The following is a 13,361-nucleotide window of genomic DNA, read 5'->3' on the forward strand; positions in this document are numbered from 1 at the left end:
TCTGCCAACAACCCCGCAACACTCGTGCGCCCCTTTTTTGGGGGTGTGGGTGGTGTGGGTCAGGTAAGAACACGCCCCTACTTGTGCACTTGTATTGGTGTGATGGTGTGGGGTGTGTATAAGTGAAGAGTGTTGTTGTGAGTTTAGGTTTACGACACCGTAGTACCCCGCCATGGGTCACCTGTTGTTTTGGTGTGTGTGGTGGTGTGGGAAGGGTGTTGTTCTAGAGTTACGGCGGTCATAGCGTGGGGGAAACGCCCGGTCCCATCCCGAACCCGGAAGCTAAGGCCCACTGCGCCGATGGTACTGCACACTGGAGTGTGTGGGAGAGTAGGTCGCCGCCGGACACAATTTAAGGGTTGAAGCCCGGTCCCCGTTCGTGGGACCGGGCTTCACCTATACCCAGACAAAAATATCGGTAGTTCTGCTGGCGTCCACACCATCCGCAGAGGTGTCATGTGGTGCCGCTTCGGCCCCTTGCAGTCCTCACCGCGGTACCGGGCAGCTTCATTCCTGAAGCGGTATCCTGAGAGGGCCCAGCGCACGTGATTCAAGGAGAACCTGCACCCATGTACGACGAGTCCTACGGTGATCGCCCCAGGGCGCCGCGCAATCCGCGCGACCTGCGACGGTCCAACAGTGAGGACCGCACTCGTTCTCCTGAGATCGACGAAGATGTGACCGGCAAGGAGCTGGACCGGGCTGCGCTGCTGCAGCTGCGTACGCTCAACGACACCAATCGTCCTTGGGTGGCCCGCCACCTCGTGATGGCCGGACGCCTCGTGGACATCGACCCAGAGCTTGCATTCGAACATGCTCTCGCCGCGTCACGTCGAGGTGGCCGCCTCGGCGTCGTCCGTGAAGCCGTGGGCCTGACTGCCTATGCCGCCGGGGATTATGCGGAGGCGTTGCGTGAGCTGCGCACCTACCGTCGGATCAGCGGAGACCAGACGCACCTTCCAGTCCAGGCCGACTGCGAACGTGGTCTTGAACGCCCCCAGAAGGCGATCGAGCTCGCGGAGTCCCCGGAGGCGGCAGACCTCAAAGGCCCGGTGCGGGCTGAGATGGCGATGGTCGTCTCCGGAGCGTTCACCGACCTCGGCGACTATGGTTCGGCTGTCACTGCCCTCGAGATCCCCGAACTCGACATCAATCGTGCCTTCAGCTTCTCGCCGCGGCTCTTCACCGCCTACGCCGTAGCCCTGGAAGCCGCTGGGCGCGAAGATGAAGCTCAGCGCTGGTACGAACAGGCCTTTGCCGCCGAACGTGCCCTTGGATCTGGGGCCTTCGAAGACCCAGAGATCCTCGATTTCGACGATGAGCCCGCAGATCTGCCCAAGGTCAAGGATGTTCTGGGCCGCTCGGGTGATCGCGGTCAGGACCGCCGCCACGGAGGACGTGCGTGAGCTCGGGACTTGTCCACTCCTATGATGGTGTGCTCTTCGACCTCGATGGCGTCCTCTACGCGGGTCCTACTGCCATCGCCGGTGCCGCTGATGCGGTCCGAGAGCTCGTCGAACTCGATGTGCCCCGGGCCTATGTGACCAATAATGCCTCCCGCTCCGCTGAACAGGTGGCGGAGCATCTGCAGTCACTCGACATTCCCGCACTCGCAGAGGAAGTCTTCGGCTCCGCTCCTGCAGGAATCACACTCCTGAAAGAGTCGGTGGAGGCCGGCTCGAAGGTTCTGGTCACCGGCAGCGACTACCTGCGAACCCTGGTCAAGGACGCCGGGTACAGGCTGGTCAGCACCGCGGAGGAGGACCCCGCGGCCGTGATCCAGGGGTTCGATCCTTCCCTGGGGTGGTCGGACCTCGCCGAGGCCTCATATGCCATCAACGCCGGTGCCCAGTGGTTCGCCACCAACCTCGACCTCAGCATCCCCCGGGAACGCGGAATCGCACCGGGCAACGGTGCGTTGATCGAAGCCGTGGGCCGCGCCACCGGGACGCAGCCACGGGCCGCCGGCAAGCCTGAACCGGTAATGTTCACCCAGGCCGCCCATTCCCTGCAGATGGACACACCCCTGGTCATCGGGGACCGACTCGACACCGACGTTCTCGGGGGCAACCGAGCAGGTTTCGACACCGCACTGGTGCTCACGGGCATCGACTCCGAGGCCGGCGCGCAGACCGCGGACCCCGACTCCCGGCCCAGGTGGATCCTGGAACACCTTGGTCAGCTCTTCGATGGCGCCCATCGCCCCCTGCAGCAGAGGGCTCCGCGGGAAACTGTCGCGTGAGCACCGAAGAATCGGCGGAGGCCACTCCCGAACAGCCGGAAGCCACCGACGCCGAACCATCCGCAGAGTCCACCCCCGAGCAGCACCCAGAGTCCGCCGGTGAGCTGAGCCTCGACGAGCTCGAGACCGAAGTTCATCGGGCCGATGCGCTTGTCCAGAAGCTGAGCCAGCGGCTGAATCAGACCAGCGACGACCGTTCATGAGCTCCAGTGGCAAGATGCGTCTGGACAAGATGTTGGTCGCCCGTGGGCTTGCCCCCAGCCGCACCCGAGCAGGACAATTGATCGAGCAGCGGCAGGTCAGCGTCGACGGTGTTCCCGCCCAGAAGGCGTCCGCCATGGTGGGTCACACTCAGCGACTCCAGGTCCACACCCAGGACACCTGGGTCAGCCGCGCCGCCCACAAGCTCAGCGGAGCGCTGGCCGCCTCCCCACAGATCACCGTCACCGAGCGTCGGTGCCTGGACGCGGGGGCCTCCACCGGAGGCTTCACTCAGGTGCTGCTCGCCGCCGGAGCCCGCCATGTGGTCGCCGTGGACGTCGGTCACGGGCAGATGCACCCTCAGATCTCCGCAGACCCACGGGTGGAGAACCACGAGGGGCTCAACCTGCGCCACGTGAAGCCCGGAGACCTGGGTGAGCCGTTTGACCTCATCGTGGCCGATCTGTCCTTCATCTCGCTGCGACTGGTGCTGCCCGCCCTGGCAACACAGGTGCTCCCCGGTGGAGACCTGCTGCTCATGGTCAAACCTCAGTTCGAGATCGGCCGCGACCGCCTCGGGCGCACCGGTGTGGTCAGCAGCCCCGGTCTGCGCCGAGAAGCCGTGGAGGGCGTCATCGAAGCCGCCGCGGACCAGAGGCTGAGTCTGCTCGACGTCCACCGCTCTGCGCTGGAGGGCCAGGACGGCAATGTTGAATTCTTCCTGCACCTGCGCCGCGAGGAGACCGCACCACGCACACCTGCTGAGGCAGCCGAGCGGATCAACGATAGGCTGGGCCAGGTCGAGTTCGGCTGAAGGAGGCCTCCATGACCAGAGAGATCCTGGTGCTTGCCCATACCGGCAGGCGTGACGCCGTGGAAGCCGCTGTCTCCGTTGCCGAGCGTCTCCACCGGGCCGGTCTGCGCCCCGTGATGCTGGAACGCGACCTGACCGCGCTGAACCATGTGATGGGGGAGCGCCTGAGCGGGCTGCCCATCGCGGTGGCGGAACGCGATGTCGCCCTCGCCGACTGCGAGGTCGGCATGGTGCTCGGCGGTGACGGATCCATCCTGCGCGCCGCCGACCTGGTCCGCCAGGCGAGTCTGCCGCTGATGGGCGTCAACCTCGGCCATGTCGGGTTCCTCGCGGAATCCGAACGCACCGAACTCGACGCCTCCGTGCAGTGGGTCGTGGACCAGAACTACACCGTGGAGCGCCGCATGGCCCTTGACGTGCAGGTCTGGCATGCGGGACGGCACGTCGGCAGCAGCTGGGCGCTGAACGAGGCCAGCATCGAGAAGCAGTCCCGGGAACGCATGATCGACCTCGTCATCGAGATCGACGGCAGGCCCGTCTCGGCGTTTGGCTGCGACGGCGTCGTCATGGCCACCCCCACCGGCTCCACCGCCTACGCTTTCTCCGCCGGGGGACCCGTGGTCTGGCCCGAGGTGCAGGCTCTGGTCATGGTGCCCATCTCTGCCCACGCGCTCTTCTCCCGCCCCCTGGTGGCCGACCCCGACTCGATCATGGCGGTCGAGGTGCTCCAGCGTGAAGACGAGCAGGGCGTCCTGTGGTGCGACGGACGCCGCTTCATGGAGCTCCCGCCAGGCTCCCGCGTGGAGGTCACCCGCTCCGCGGAACCCGTCCTGCTCGCGCGAGTCCACCAGACCCCGTTCTCCGAGCGCCTGGTGGACAAGTTCAACCTGCCCACCACCGGGTGGCGCGGACCCATCGACCCGGACAACCAGGTCGAGACCCTTGACTCATTCCACCGCGAGGAGGCTGCCGAACGGTGATCGATTACGTCACCATCAGCGATCTCGGTGTGATCGAACATGCCGAGCTTCCACTCAACGCCGGACTCAATGTGGTCACCGGTGAGACCGGTGCGGGCAAGACCATGGTGGTCACCGCGCTGGGGCTGCTGCTCGGTGCCCGCGCCGAAGCCAGCGCCATCCGCACCGGCGCGCCACAGGCCACCGTGGATGCCGGTATCACCGTGCCCAGCACCCACCGCTGCGTCAGCCTCGCCCAGGAGGCGGGCGCCTGGGTTGAAGAGCCGACCAGCGAGGATCAGACGTCCAACGAGGTGGAGATCCTCCTCGGCAGGACGCTCAGCGGCAAGGGCCGCAGCCGGGCCAACGTCAGCGGTCGCAACGTGCCCATCGCGCTGCTGGGCGAGATCGGCAGCTCCCTGGTCACGGTCCACGGACAGAGCGACCAGCTTCGGCTTCGCTCCGCCAGCGCCCAGCGACGTGCCCTGGATCGCCACGCCGGAGCGGATTTCGCCCAAGCCCTTGACGCCTACCGGGAACAGTTCACCGGCTACCAGCGCAAGGTCGCCGAGCTCGACGAGATCACCAGCAACGAACGAGAGCGACGCCGAGAGGCCGAACAGCTCCAGCAGTCCCTCGAGCAGATCGACGCGGTGGAGCCGCTTCCCGGTGAGGACCAGGAGCTCAAGACCGAGTCACTGAAGCTCGAGAACGTCGAATCTCTGCGGGAGGCCGCACGCTCCGCGCAGCACTCCCTCTCCGGCCCCGACGCCGCCGAAGCACTCGACGACGTACCCCACGCCGTTGCCCTGGTGGAGTCCGCCGCCACCGCCCTTGCGGCCGTGCAAGACCAGGACCAGGAGCTGGGACAGATCGCCGAGCAGATCTCCTCGGTCTCCAGCCTGCTCAACGATGCCGCCTCGGAGCTGGGCATCTACGCGGCGAACCTCGATGAGTCCGGACCCGAACGCCTCGCCGAGGTCCACCAGCGCCGCGCTGACCTCGAACGGCTCATCCGGCTCTATGGCCCCGACATCGACGCCGTCCTGGCCTGGGCTGCGGACGCCCGCGCCAGGCTGCACAACCTCCAGTCCGACGCCGACCGGATCGAGGAGCTCACCGCTGAGATCGACGAGCTCCAGGCGGGGCTGTGGGCCCAGGCCGAGGAGCTGCGCCGTCGTCGTCGGGAGGCTGGTGAGCAGCTCGGCGCTGCTGTCGGCGAGGAGCTCGCAGCGCTGGCCATGCCCCAGGCTCGGATGGTCATCGACGTCGCGGAGACTGCTGAGCTCGGCCCTGATGGGGCCGACACTGTGGCGATGCTGCTGGCCCCGCACCCAGGCGCCGATCCGCTGCCCCTGGGCAAAGGAGCCTCCGGTGGCGAACTCTCCCGCGTGATGCTCGCGCTGGAGGTCGTGCTCGCCGAGGGATCCGAGACCGAGACGTTCATCTTCGATGAGGTCGACGCCGGAGTCGGCGGCAAGGCAGCAGTGCAGATCGGCCGCCGATTGGCCATGCTCGCCAAGCACCGGCAGGTCATCGTGGTCACCCACCTGCCGCAGGTCGCCGCCTACGCGCAGAACCATATCCGCGTGTTCAAGTCCTCCGTGCAGGACGACTCCGTCTCCGGAGGTTTCACCGCCTCGGACGTCACCGCCCTGACTGAGGAGCAGCGAGTCAGCGAACTGGCCCGGATGCTCGCCGGCCAGGAAGACTCCGAATCCGCCCGCGCCCATGCCCGAGAACTTATCAGCACGGCCGCTGCGCTGTAGCTCACGCGCGTGGGGCTATATCCACCTTCCGTTCACTGTTAGGATCGAACTCCGTGGTGCAGAGAAATAGTTCCAGGAATCAGAACAGCCTCCCTACTAGTCGACAGATCTTTGTCACGGGAGGTGTGGTCTCCTCCCTCGGCAAGGGTCTGACCGCCTCCTCACTGGGGCATCTGCTCCGGGCCCGTGGCCTCTCAGTGGTCATGCAGAAGCTGGATCCCTATCTCAATGTGGATCCCGGCACGATGAACCCCTTCCAGCACGGCGAGGTCTTCGTCACCGAAGACGGCGCCGAGACGGACCTGGACATCGGACATTACGAGCGCTTCCTCGATGAGAATCTCGACGGGCTCAACAATGTGACCACTGGGCAGATCTATTCCACCGTGATCGAGAAGGAGCGCCGCGGCGATTACCTCGGCGACACGGTTCAGGTGATTCCGCACATCACCAACGAGATCAAGCGCCGGATGCGGCTTCCCGCTGAGGGCAAGGACGCCCCGGATGTGATCATCACCGAGATCGGCGGCACGGTCGGCGATATCGAGTCCCAGCCGTTCCTCGAAGCGGCCCGCCAGGTCCGCCAAGACATCGGCCGGCAGAACGTGTTCTTCCTCCACGTCTCCCTGGTGCCCTACATCGGGCCCAGCCAGGAGCTGAAGACCAAACCCACGCAGCACTCGGTGGCCGCCCTGCGGTCCATCGGCATCCAGCCCGACGGGATCGTACTGCGCAGCGACCGCGAGCTGCCCTCGGAGATCCGCGGCAAGATCTCCCGGATGTGCGATGTGGTCGAGGACGCGGTCATCAACTGCGCCGACGCCCCCAGCATCTACGACATCCCGCGGATCCTGCACCGGCAGGCGATCGACGCCTATGTGGTCCAGGCGCTGGATCTGAAGTTCAAGGACGTGGACTGGTCCAAGTGGTCCAAGCTCGTCAACGCCGTGCACAACCCCGACCACGAGGTCGAGGTTGCGCTGGTCGGAAAGTACATCGACCTGCCCGATGCGTACCTCTCGGTCACCGAGGCGCTGCGCGCTGGCGGCTTCGCGCACAGCACTCGGACCAAGATTCGCTGGGTCGCTTCCGACCTGTGCGCCTCCGAGGAAGGTGCCGCCAAGGCGCTCGACGGCGTGGACGCGATCTGTGTGCCCGGCGGCTTCGGTGTGCGCGGCCTCGACGGCAAGATCGGGGCGCTACGCCACGCGCGGGTGAACGGCATTCCCGCACTGGGCCTGTGCCTCGGACTGCAGACCATGGTCATGGAGTACGCCCGCAACGTGCTGGGCCTGACCGAGGCGAGCTCCACCGAGTTCGATCCGCAGACGCCCTACCCGGTGATCGCGACGATGGCGGAACAGGAAGCCATCGTCGAGGGCGCCGGCGACCTGGGCGGCACCATGCGCCTCGGCGCCTACGACGCAAAGCTGCTCGAGGGCTCCGTGGTCGCCGAGACCTACGGCAGCACGCTGATCTCCGAACGCCACCGGCACCGCTACGAGGTCAACAACACCTACCGGGATCAGCTCGCCGAGGCGGGACTGGTCTTCTCCGGCACCTCCCCGGACGGCACCCTGGTGGAGTTCGTGGAGCTTCCCAAGGAGACCCACCCGTACTACGTCTCCACCCAGGCGCACCCGGAGCTGAAGTCACGTCCTACCAACGCGCACCCGCTGTTCGCGGGACTGATCCGCGCCGGTCTGGACCGTCAGCTCGCCCAGGGCGGACGCGGCTGAGCACATGACACCACAGGGCGGGTCCGCCGGTCCTGAGCATGCACGGGAACGGCACCTCCAGCGACGTCTGGAGGTGCCGTCCTCGCCTGTGGGGGCGGAGATCGAGGACTACCTCACCCACCTGCGCATCGAACGCGGCTCCGCGACGAACACGCTGAGCTCCTACCGCAACGATCTTCTGCGCTACGGCGCCTTCCTGCTCGAGCGAGACATCAGCGATCTGCGCGGTGTCGACGAATCCTTGGTCGCCGACTTCCTGCAGCAGCTGCCCACCGGCGACGACGGCGGCTCGACCCTGTCCCAACGGTCCATGGCTCGCGTGTTGGCCTCCGTGCGGGGCGCGCACCGGTACTGGGCCGGCGAGGGCCGCACGACCCATGATCCCGCCAAGCACGTCGCCGCGCCCAAACCCCGCCAGTCTCTGCCGAAGGCGCTCAGCGTCGACGAGGTGCAGCGGCTTCTGGACGCCCCCAGCCGAGACACCGAGCTGGGCCTGCGTGACCGGGCGCTGCTGGAGTTCCTCTACGCCACCGGCGCCCGGATCAGCGAGGCGGTGAGCTTGGATGTGGATGATATCCACGAGATCCGCGCCGAGGCTGGAGCGGGAGCGGAGGATGCCGCGGGGTCCGACGGTCTCGTCATCGTCCGGGTGACCGGCAAGGGCAACAAGCAGCGCATGGTCCCCGTGGGCCGCTACGCCCAGCGGGCCATCAACGATTATCTGACCGCCGGCAGGCCAGCCTTGGCCGCGCGGATCGGGCGCCGCGCGCCGTCGCCGGCTCTGTTCTTGAACCGGCTCGGCGGACGGCTCTCCCGGCAATCAGCGTGGACGGTGCTGCAGACCCATGCTGCGACCGCGGAGATCGCCCAGGAGGTCTCCCCGCACACGCTGCGCCACTCCTGCGCCACCCACCTGCTCGAAGGCGGCGCAGGCATCCGGCTGGTGCAGGAGATGCTCGGCCACGCCTCCGTGACCACCACGCAGATCTACACCAAGGTCACCGCGGAGGCGCTGCAGGAGAGCTACGCCACCGCGCACCCCCGCGCCCACTGAGCCTGCGAAACTCCTGCGGCGGCCCGTCCCGCCTCACCAACTGCTATCTGTTGGGCAGAAACTGTCGGAATATCGCCGCGTTCATGCGTCATACCGACAGTTTCTGCCCAATGGATGGGTGAGTGGCACCCGGGTGAGGGGATCGCCTCAGAGATGGCGCTCGTCTGGACCGTTATAGGCGCTCAGCGGACGGATCAGCGAGTTGTCGGCGCGCTGCTCCTGGATGTGCGCGGTCCAACCGGTGATCCGCGCGGCGATGAACAGCGGAGTGAACATCTCCGTATCGAATCCCATCAGGTGATACGTCGGTCCGGCCGGGTAGTCGAGGTTCGGCAGGATGTTCTTCGCCTCGGCCATGGCGGCCTCCAGCCCGTCGTAGAGGCCCATGAGCTCGTCGCGGCCGTAGTACTTGACCATGGCGTCCAGCGCCTGCTTCATGGTCGGGACGCGGGAGTCTCCGGATTTGTAGACCCGGTGCCCGAAGCCCATCACCTTGCGCTTCTCGGCCAGGGCCTCTTCCATCCACGCCTTTGCGCGGGCGGCGGCCTCCTCGCGGGTCTCGTCCTTGTCGATCCCGATCTCCTCGAAGGTGTGCATCACGGCCTCGTTGGCGCCGCCGTGCAGCGGTCCCTTCAGTGCGCCGATCGCCGCGGTCACACCCGAGTGCAGGTCCGCCAGGGTGGAGGTCACCACGCGCGCCGTGAAGGTGGAGGCGTTGAAGGAATGCTCCGCGTAGAGCACCATCGAGACGCGGAAGGCATCGACGACCTCTTCCGGGGCCTCCTCGCCGAAGGTCATCCAGAGGAAGTTCTGCGAGTAGTCCAGGTCCTCGCGCGGCTCCACGAGCTCCTGCTTCCGACGCCGGCGCTGGTCATAAGCGACGACGGCGGGGAACGCGGCGAAGAGCTCCTGCGCCTTGCGCAGCTCGACCTCGGGCGAGGAGTCCCCGGACTGCGGGTGGTTCGCGCCGAGCACGGAGACGGCGGTGCGCGCCACATCCATCGGGTGGGCGTCCAGCGGCAGCAGATCGATCGCCGACTTCACTCGGGAGTCCAGGGCGCGGTGGGCGCGCTCGAGCGCGATGAACTCCTCCTTTTCGGCCTGCGAGGGAAGCTCACCGGTCCACAGCAGCAGCGCCACCTCTTCGAAGGAGAGCTGGGCGGCCAGCTGCTGGACCGGGTACCCGCGATAGAGCAGCGAGTTGGACTCCGGGTTCACCTTGGAGATGGCGGTGTAGTCAGCGACCACACCGTCGAGCCCCTTGTAGATCGTGTCGGGGCTGGTCTGCTCGGTCATAAGTGACCTCCTTGGGTCGTTGAGCGTCTGGGGCTGGCTCGGGTTCAGGACGAGCTGTCGTGCACGTCTGGGACGTCGAAATTGAAGATGCCGGTGTCGAAGGCGTTGTACCCCTCATAATCCACGAGTTCGTAGAGCCGTGCCCGGGTCATCATCTGATCCACGGCGCTCTGCTGGGAACCTTCGGCGGCCAGCGTGTCCAGGGTGCGTTCGATCGCGCCCATCGCAGAGCGCAGCGAGGTGACCGGGTAGATGACCATGGCCACTCCGGCGTCGGCCAGCTGGTCCCGCGTGAACAGCGGGGACTTCCCGAACTCGGTCATATTCGCCAGAACGGGCACGTCCACTGCGTCACAGACGGCGGCGAACTCGCTGAGGTCCTTCATCGCCTCCGGGAAGATCGCGTCGGCACCGGCGTCGACCAGCGCCTTGGCGCGCTCGATCGCGGCGTCGAGACCTTCGACGGCGCGCAGGTCGGTCCGGGCCATGATCAGGAAGTTCTCATCCCGGCGCCCGCGGGCCGCCGCGGCGACCCGCTGGGTGGCTGTCTGCAGATCGACCAGGTTCTTTCCGTCCAGATGGCCGCAGCGCTTCGGGTTGAACTGGTCCTCGATATGGCAGCCGGCAAGCCCGGCGTCCTCGAGCTCCTGGACCGAGCGAGCCACATTCATCGGTTCGCCGAAGCCGGTGTCGGCATCGACCAGCGCCGGGAGGTTCGTGGCCCGGGCGATCTGCCCGGCGCGCTGGGCGACCTCGGTCAGCGTGGTCAGTCCGACATCGGGCAGGCCGAGCTCGTTGGCGAGCACGGCCCCGGAGATGTAGATCCCGTCGAAGCCCTTCTGCTCGATCAGCGGGGCGGAGAGGGGCGTGAAGGTCCCGGGGAACTGGCGCGCTGCCCCGGGCGTGAGCATGGCGCGCAGGTCCACGCGCTTCTGGGCCGGCGTGGTGGAGGAGTAGAGCATGATCTAGAACAGTCCCTTCGGTGCGGCGGCCGGGTCGATGACTCCGGCTGCTGCGCGGATGTTGAGCTGGTCGAGTTCCCCGGCGGGCAGTGATTCCAGTCGCTGCACGGTGGTCAGGAAACGCTCGGCCTCCTCCTCGGAGATCACCCCTTCGGCCAGCGTGCGGAATTTGGCGATGTACTGCTCGCGGGCGAACGGGCGAGCTCCCAGCGGATGGGCATCGGCGACGGCGATCTCATCGCTGATCAGCTGACCGTCATGCATGGTGATCTCCACCGACCCGCCGAAGGCCTTTTCGGCGATATCGGTGGAGTGGTAGCGACGCGTCCACTCCGGGTCCTCCCTGGTGGTGACCTTCTGCCACAGATCCACGGTGTCCGGACGCTGAGCACGTTCCGGGGCGTAGGAATCCACATGATGCCAGGCGCCGTCCTGCAGCGCCACGGTGAAGATGTACGGGATGGAGTGATCCAGCGTCTCGCGGGAGGCGGTGGGCGCGTACTTCTGCGGATCGTTCGCGCCGGAACCGATCACATAGTGGGTGTGATGGCTGGTGTAGATCACCACAGACTTCACCCGGTTCGGATCAGCGAGCTCGGGATGGGCATGGTGGAGCCTGCGCGCCAGGTCGATCCACGCCTGGGCCTGGTACTCCGCGGAATGCTCCTTGGTATAGGTGTCCAAGATCGCGCGCTTGGCCTCGCCCGGAGCCGGCAGGGGAACCTCGTAGGAGGCCTCAGGCCCGTCGAGCAGCCACGCGATGACCCCGTCCTCACCCTCATAGATCGGCACCGGGGAGGTCTGCCCGCGCATCGCACGGTCCACGGCCTCGACGGCCATCTTTGCGGCGAATGCCGGGGCATGGGCCTTCCAGGTGGAGATCTCACCCTTGCGGGACTGCCGGGTCGCCGTCGTGGTGTGCAGCGCCTGTCCGACCGCCTGGAAGATGGTCTCCGCGTCCAGGTTCAGCATCGTGCCGATGCCTGCCGCCGCGGAAGGGCCCAGGTGGGCCACGTGGTCGATCTTGTGCTTGTGCAGCGAGATGGCCTTGACCAGGTCCACCTGGATCTCGTAGCCGGTGGCGATGCCGCGGATGAGCTCGACGCCGGAGCGCCCCGTGTGCTGGGCGACGGCGAGGATGGCCGGAATGTTGTCCCCGGGGTGGGAGTACTCTGCGGCGAGGAAGGTGTCGTGATAGTCCAGTTCTCGGACCGCGACGCCGTTGGCCCAGGCCGCCCACTCGGGGCTGGACTTGGTGGAGATCCCGAAGATCGAGGCTCCGGAACCGTGTGCCGAGATCGAATGATCCAGAGCCTGCGACCGTGCGGCGATGATCGGCGCCCGGTTCAAGGAGGCCACTGCGACGGCTGCGTTGTCGATGATCCGGTTGATGACCATCTCCGTGACCTCGGGGTCCACTGCGACGGAATCGGTGGCCACGCGGGCGATCTTATAGGCCAGCTGGTCCTCGCGCGGAAGGTTCTCTTCGCTGCGGTAGACCCGGACGTGATGGTTGAGCATTCGCGGGGTTCCTCTCGGAGGGGATGGGGTGGAGCAGGTAGCGGATGTGTGGGTGAGCCGCTGATCCGGAAGATGACGGGTCAGCTGGTGGTCGGTCAGCCGGGCGGGGGAGACGTGTTCGGCGCGTGCTGGGCGCTGATGTAGGCGTGACTGCGCCGCAGGTGGATGAGCATCGCGGCGCCGGCGGTCTCCGCGTCCCCGGAGGCGACGGCCAGGCAGACCTCACGGTGTTCCCTGGCGGAGGCGGTCAGTCGGGCCGGCTCATGCTGGGCGAGTCGGCGGGCGCGCACCAGATGCGCGCGCATGCTGCGCAGCGCGTGACTCAGGTAGGGGTTCGCCGCCGCGGCGGAGAGCGCCTCATCGAGCTCGGCGGCCAGATCGTAATAGGCGGAGTCGTCTGCGACCCCGGCCGTGCGCACCTGGGCACCCAGCGTCGACTCGGCGGCAGTGAAGCGTTCAGCCAGCGCGGTGAACACCAGCGGGTCTCCACGTTCAGCTGCCAGCCGTGCGGACTGGACCTCCAGTGGCAGGCGCAGCTCGAAGAGCAGGTCCACATCTTCGGTTTCGATGGAGCTGACCACGGTGCCGCGTCCAGTGGCCTGCACCGCGAGGCCGTCGGCGATCAGCCGGGACAGGGCTTCGCGGAGAGGTGTGCGCGAGATGGCGAGCCGTTCCGCCTGGTCGACTTCACCGAGCAGGCTGCCCGGTTCGAGGTCGCCGTCGAGGATCTCCTGTCGGAGCCTCGCATAGGCACGGTCACTGGCTCGCATAGCTTCCAGTGTATACAAGTCGACGTGAATTCGG

General features: G+C 66.8%; 12 protein-coding genes and 1 rRNA gene. 9 read left to right on the forward strand and 4 right to left on the reverse strand.

The window, feature by feature from the left end; genetic code table 11:
• Positions 1-230: 230 nt before the first annotated feature.
• The 9 genes from rrf to xerD all read left to right on the forward strand — a co-directional run bounded on the left by rrf (position 231) and on the right by xerD (position 8,778).
• Positions 231-347: ribosomal RNA gene (gene rrf, locus IY716_RS00005) — 5S ribosomal RNA — on the forward strand.
• A gap of 222 nt (positions 348-569) precedes the next feature.
• A complete protein-coding gene (locus IY716_RS00010) occupies positions 570-1,406 on the forward strand; it encodes a hypothetical protein (RefSeq protein WP_255316367.1) in 837 nt (278 codons plus the stop codon).
• Entirely contained in the window at positions 1,403-2,242 is an 840-nt protein-coding gene (locus tag IY716_RS00015; protein WP_218219647.1) for an HAD-IIA family hydrolase, read from the forward strand. Before IY716_RS00010 ends, IY716_RS00015 begins: the two co-directional genes overlap by 4 nt.
• Positions 2,239-2,445 carry a hypothetical protein gene (locus IY716_RS00020; RefSeq protein ID WP_218219648.1) on the forward strand — a complete coding sequence of 69 codons (207 nt, stop codon included), beginning with the start codon at positions 2,239-2,241 and terminating at the stop codon, positions 2,443-2,445. Before IY716_RS00015 ends, IY716_RS00020 begins: the two co-directional genes overlap by 4 nt.
• Positions 2,442-3,257, forward strand: coding sequence for a TlyA family RNA methyltransferase (locus IY716_RS00025; RefSeq protein WP_218219649.1), 816 nt, complete (start codon positions 2,442-2,444; stop codon positions 3,255-3,257). The genes IY716_RS00020 and IY716_RS00025 overlap by 4 nt, the downstream gene beginning before the upstream one ends.
• Positions 3,258-3,268: 11 nt before the next feature.
• Complete coding sequence (locus IY716_RS00030; RefSeq protein ID WP_218219650.1) at positions 3,269-4,237, forward strand: NAD kinase; 969 nt, start codon at positions 3,269-3,271, stop codon at positions 4,235-4,237.
• Positions 4,234-5,985 (forward strand): DNA repair protein RecN, encoded by a 1,752-nt coding sequence (recN, locus tag IY716_RS00035; protein WP_218219651.1) that lies wholly within the window; start codon positions 4,234-4,236, stop codon positions 5,983-5,985. The genes IY716_RS00030 and recN overlap by 4 nt, the downstream gene beginning before the upstream one ends.
• 35 nt (positions 5,986-6,020) lie before the next feature.
• Positions 6,021-7,724, forward strand: coding sequence for a CTP synthase (locus IY716_RS00040; protein ID WP_218221301.1), 1,704 nt, complete (start codon positions 6,021-6,023; stop codon positions 7,722-7,724).
• Between the two features lie 4 nt (positions 7,725-7,728).
• Entirely contained in the window at positions 7,729-8,778 is a 1,050-nt protein-coding gene (xerD, locus tag IY716_RS00045; protein WP_218219652.1) for a site-specific tyrosine recombinase XerD, read from the forward strand.
• Positions 8,779-8,925: 147 nt separating this feature from the next.
• Here the strand turns inward: xerD and IY716_RS00050 are convergent, their stop codons facing one another.
• The 4 genes from IY716_RS00050 to IY716_RS00065 form a co-directional block, all read right to left on the reverse strand.
• Entirely contained in the window at positions 8,926-10,074 is a 1,149-nt protein-coding gene (locus tag IY716_RS00050) for a bifunctional 2-methylcitrate synthase/citrate synthase (protein ID WP_218219653.1), read from the reverse strand.
• Positions 10,075-10,118: 44 nt separating this feature from the next.
• The gene (gene prpB, locus IY716_RS00055) at positions 10,119-11,036 is read right to left on the reverse strand and encodes a methylisocitrate lyase (protein WP_218219654.1); all 918 of its coding nucleotides are present in this window, start codon (positions 11,034-11,036) and stop codon (positions 10,119-10,121) included.
• Between the two features lie 3 nt (positions 11,037-11,039).
• Positions 11,040-12,557: an MmgE/PrpD family protein gene (locus IY716_RS00060; RefSeq protein ID WP_218219655.1), complete on the reverse strand. Its 1,518-nt coding sequence runs from the start codon at positions 12,555-12,557 to the stop codon at positions 11,040-11,042.
• Positions 12,558-12,652: 95 nt separating this feature from the next.
• Positions 12,653-13,327: a GntR family transcriptional regulator gene (locus IY716_RS00065; protein WP_218219656.1), complete on the reverse strand. Its 675-nt coding sequence runs from the start codon at positions 13,325-13,327 to the stop codon at positions 12,653-12,655.
• Between the last annotated feature and the right edge of the window lie 34 nt (positions 13,328-13,361).

The organism is Nesterenkonia sp. Act20 (genome assembly GCF_019173455.1).
In the GTDB taxonomy this organism is placed as follows: Bacteria; Actinomycetota; Actinomycetes; order Actinomycetales; family Micrococcaceae; genus Nesterenkonia.

Excerpts from the sequence above, each read along its gene's own strand:
- IY716_RS00065 (WP_218219656.1), bottom strand. The coding sequence starts at position 13,327 with ATGCGAGCCAGTGACCGTGCCTATGCGAGGCTCCGACAGGAGATCCTC.
- IY716_RS00010 (WP_255316367.1), top strand. The coding sequence starts at position 570 with ATGTACGACGAGTCCTACGGTGATCGCCCCAGGGCGCCGCGCAATCCG.
- IY716_RS00060 (WP_218219655.1), bottom strand. The coding sequence starts at position 12,557 with ATGCTCAACCATCACGTCCGGGTCTACCGCAGCGAAGAGAACCTTCCG.
- xerD (WP_218219652.1), top strand. The coding sequence starts at position 7,729 with ATGACACCACAGGGCGGGTCCGCCGGTCCTGAGCATGCACGGGAACGG.
- IY716_RS00050 (WP_218219653.1), bottom strand. The coding sequence starts at position 10,074 with ATGACCGAGCAGACCAGCCCCGACACGATCTACAAGGGGCTCGACGGT.
- IY716_RS00025 (WP_218219649.1), top strand. The coding sequence starts at position 2,442 with ATGAGCTCCAGTGGCAAGATGCGTCTGGACAAGATGTTGGTCGCCCGT.
- prpB (WP_218219654.1), bottom strand. The coding sequence starts at position 11,036 with ATGCTCTACTCCTCCACCACGCCGGCCCAGAAGCGCGTGGACCTGCGC.
- IY716_RS00030 (WP_218219650.1), top strand. The coding sequence starts at position 3,269 with ATGACCAGAGAGATCCTGGTGCTTGCCCATACCGGCAGGCGTGACGCC.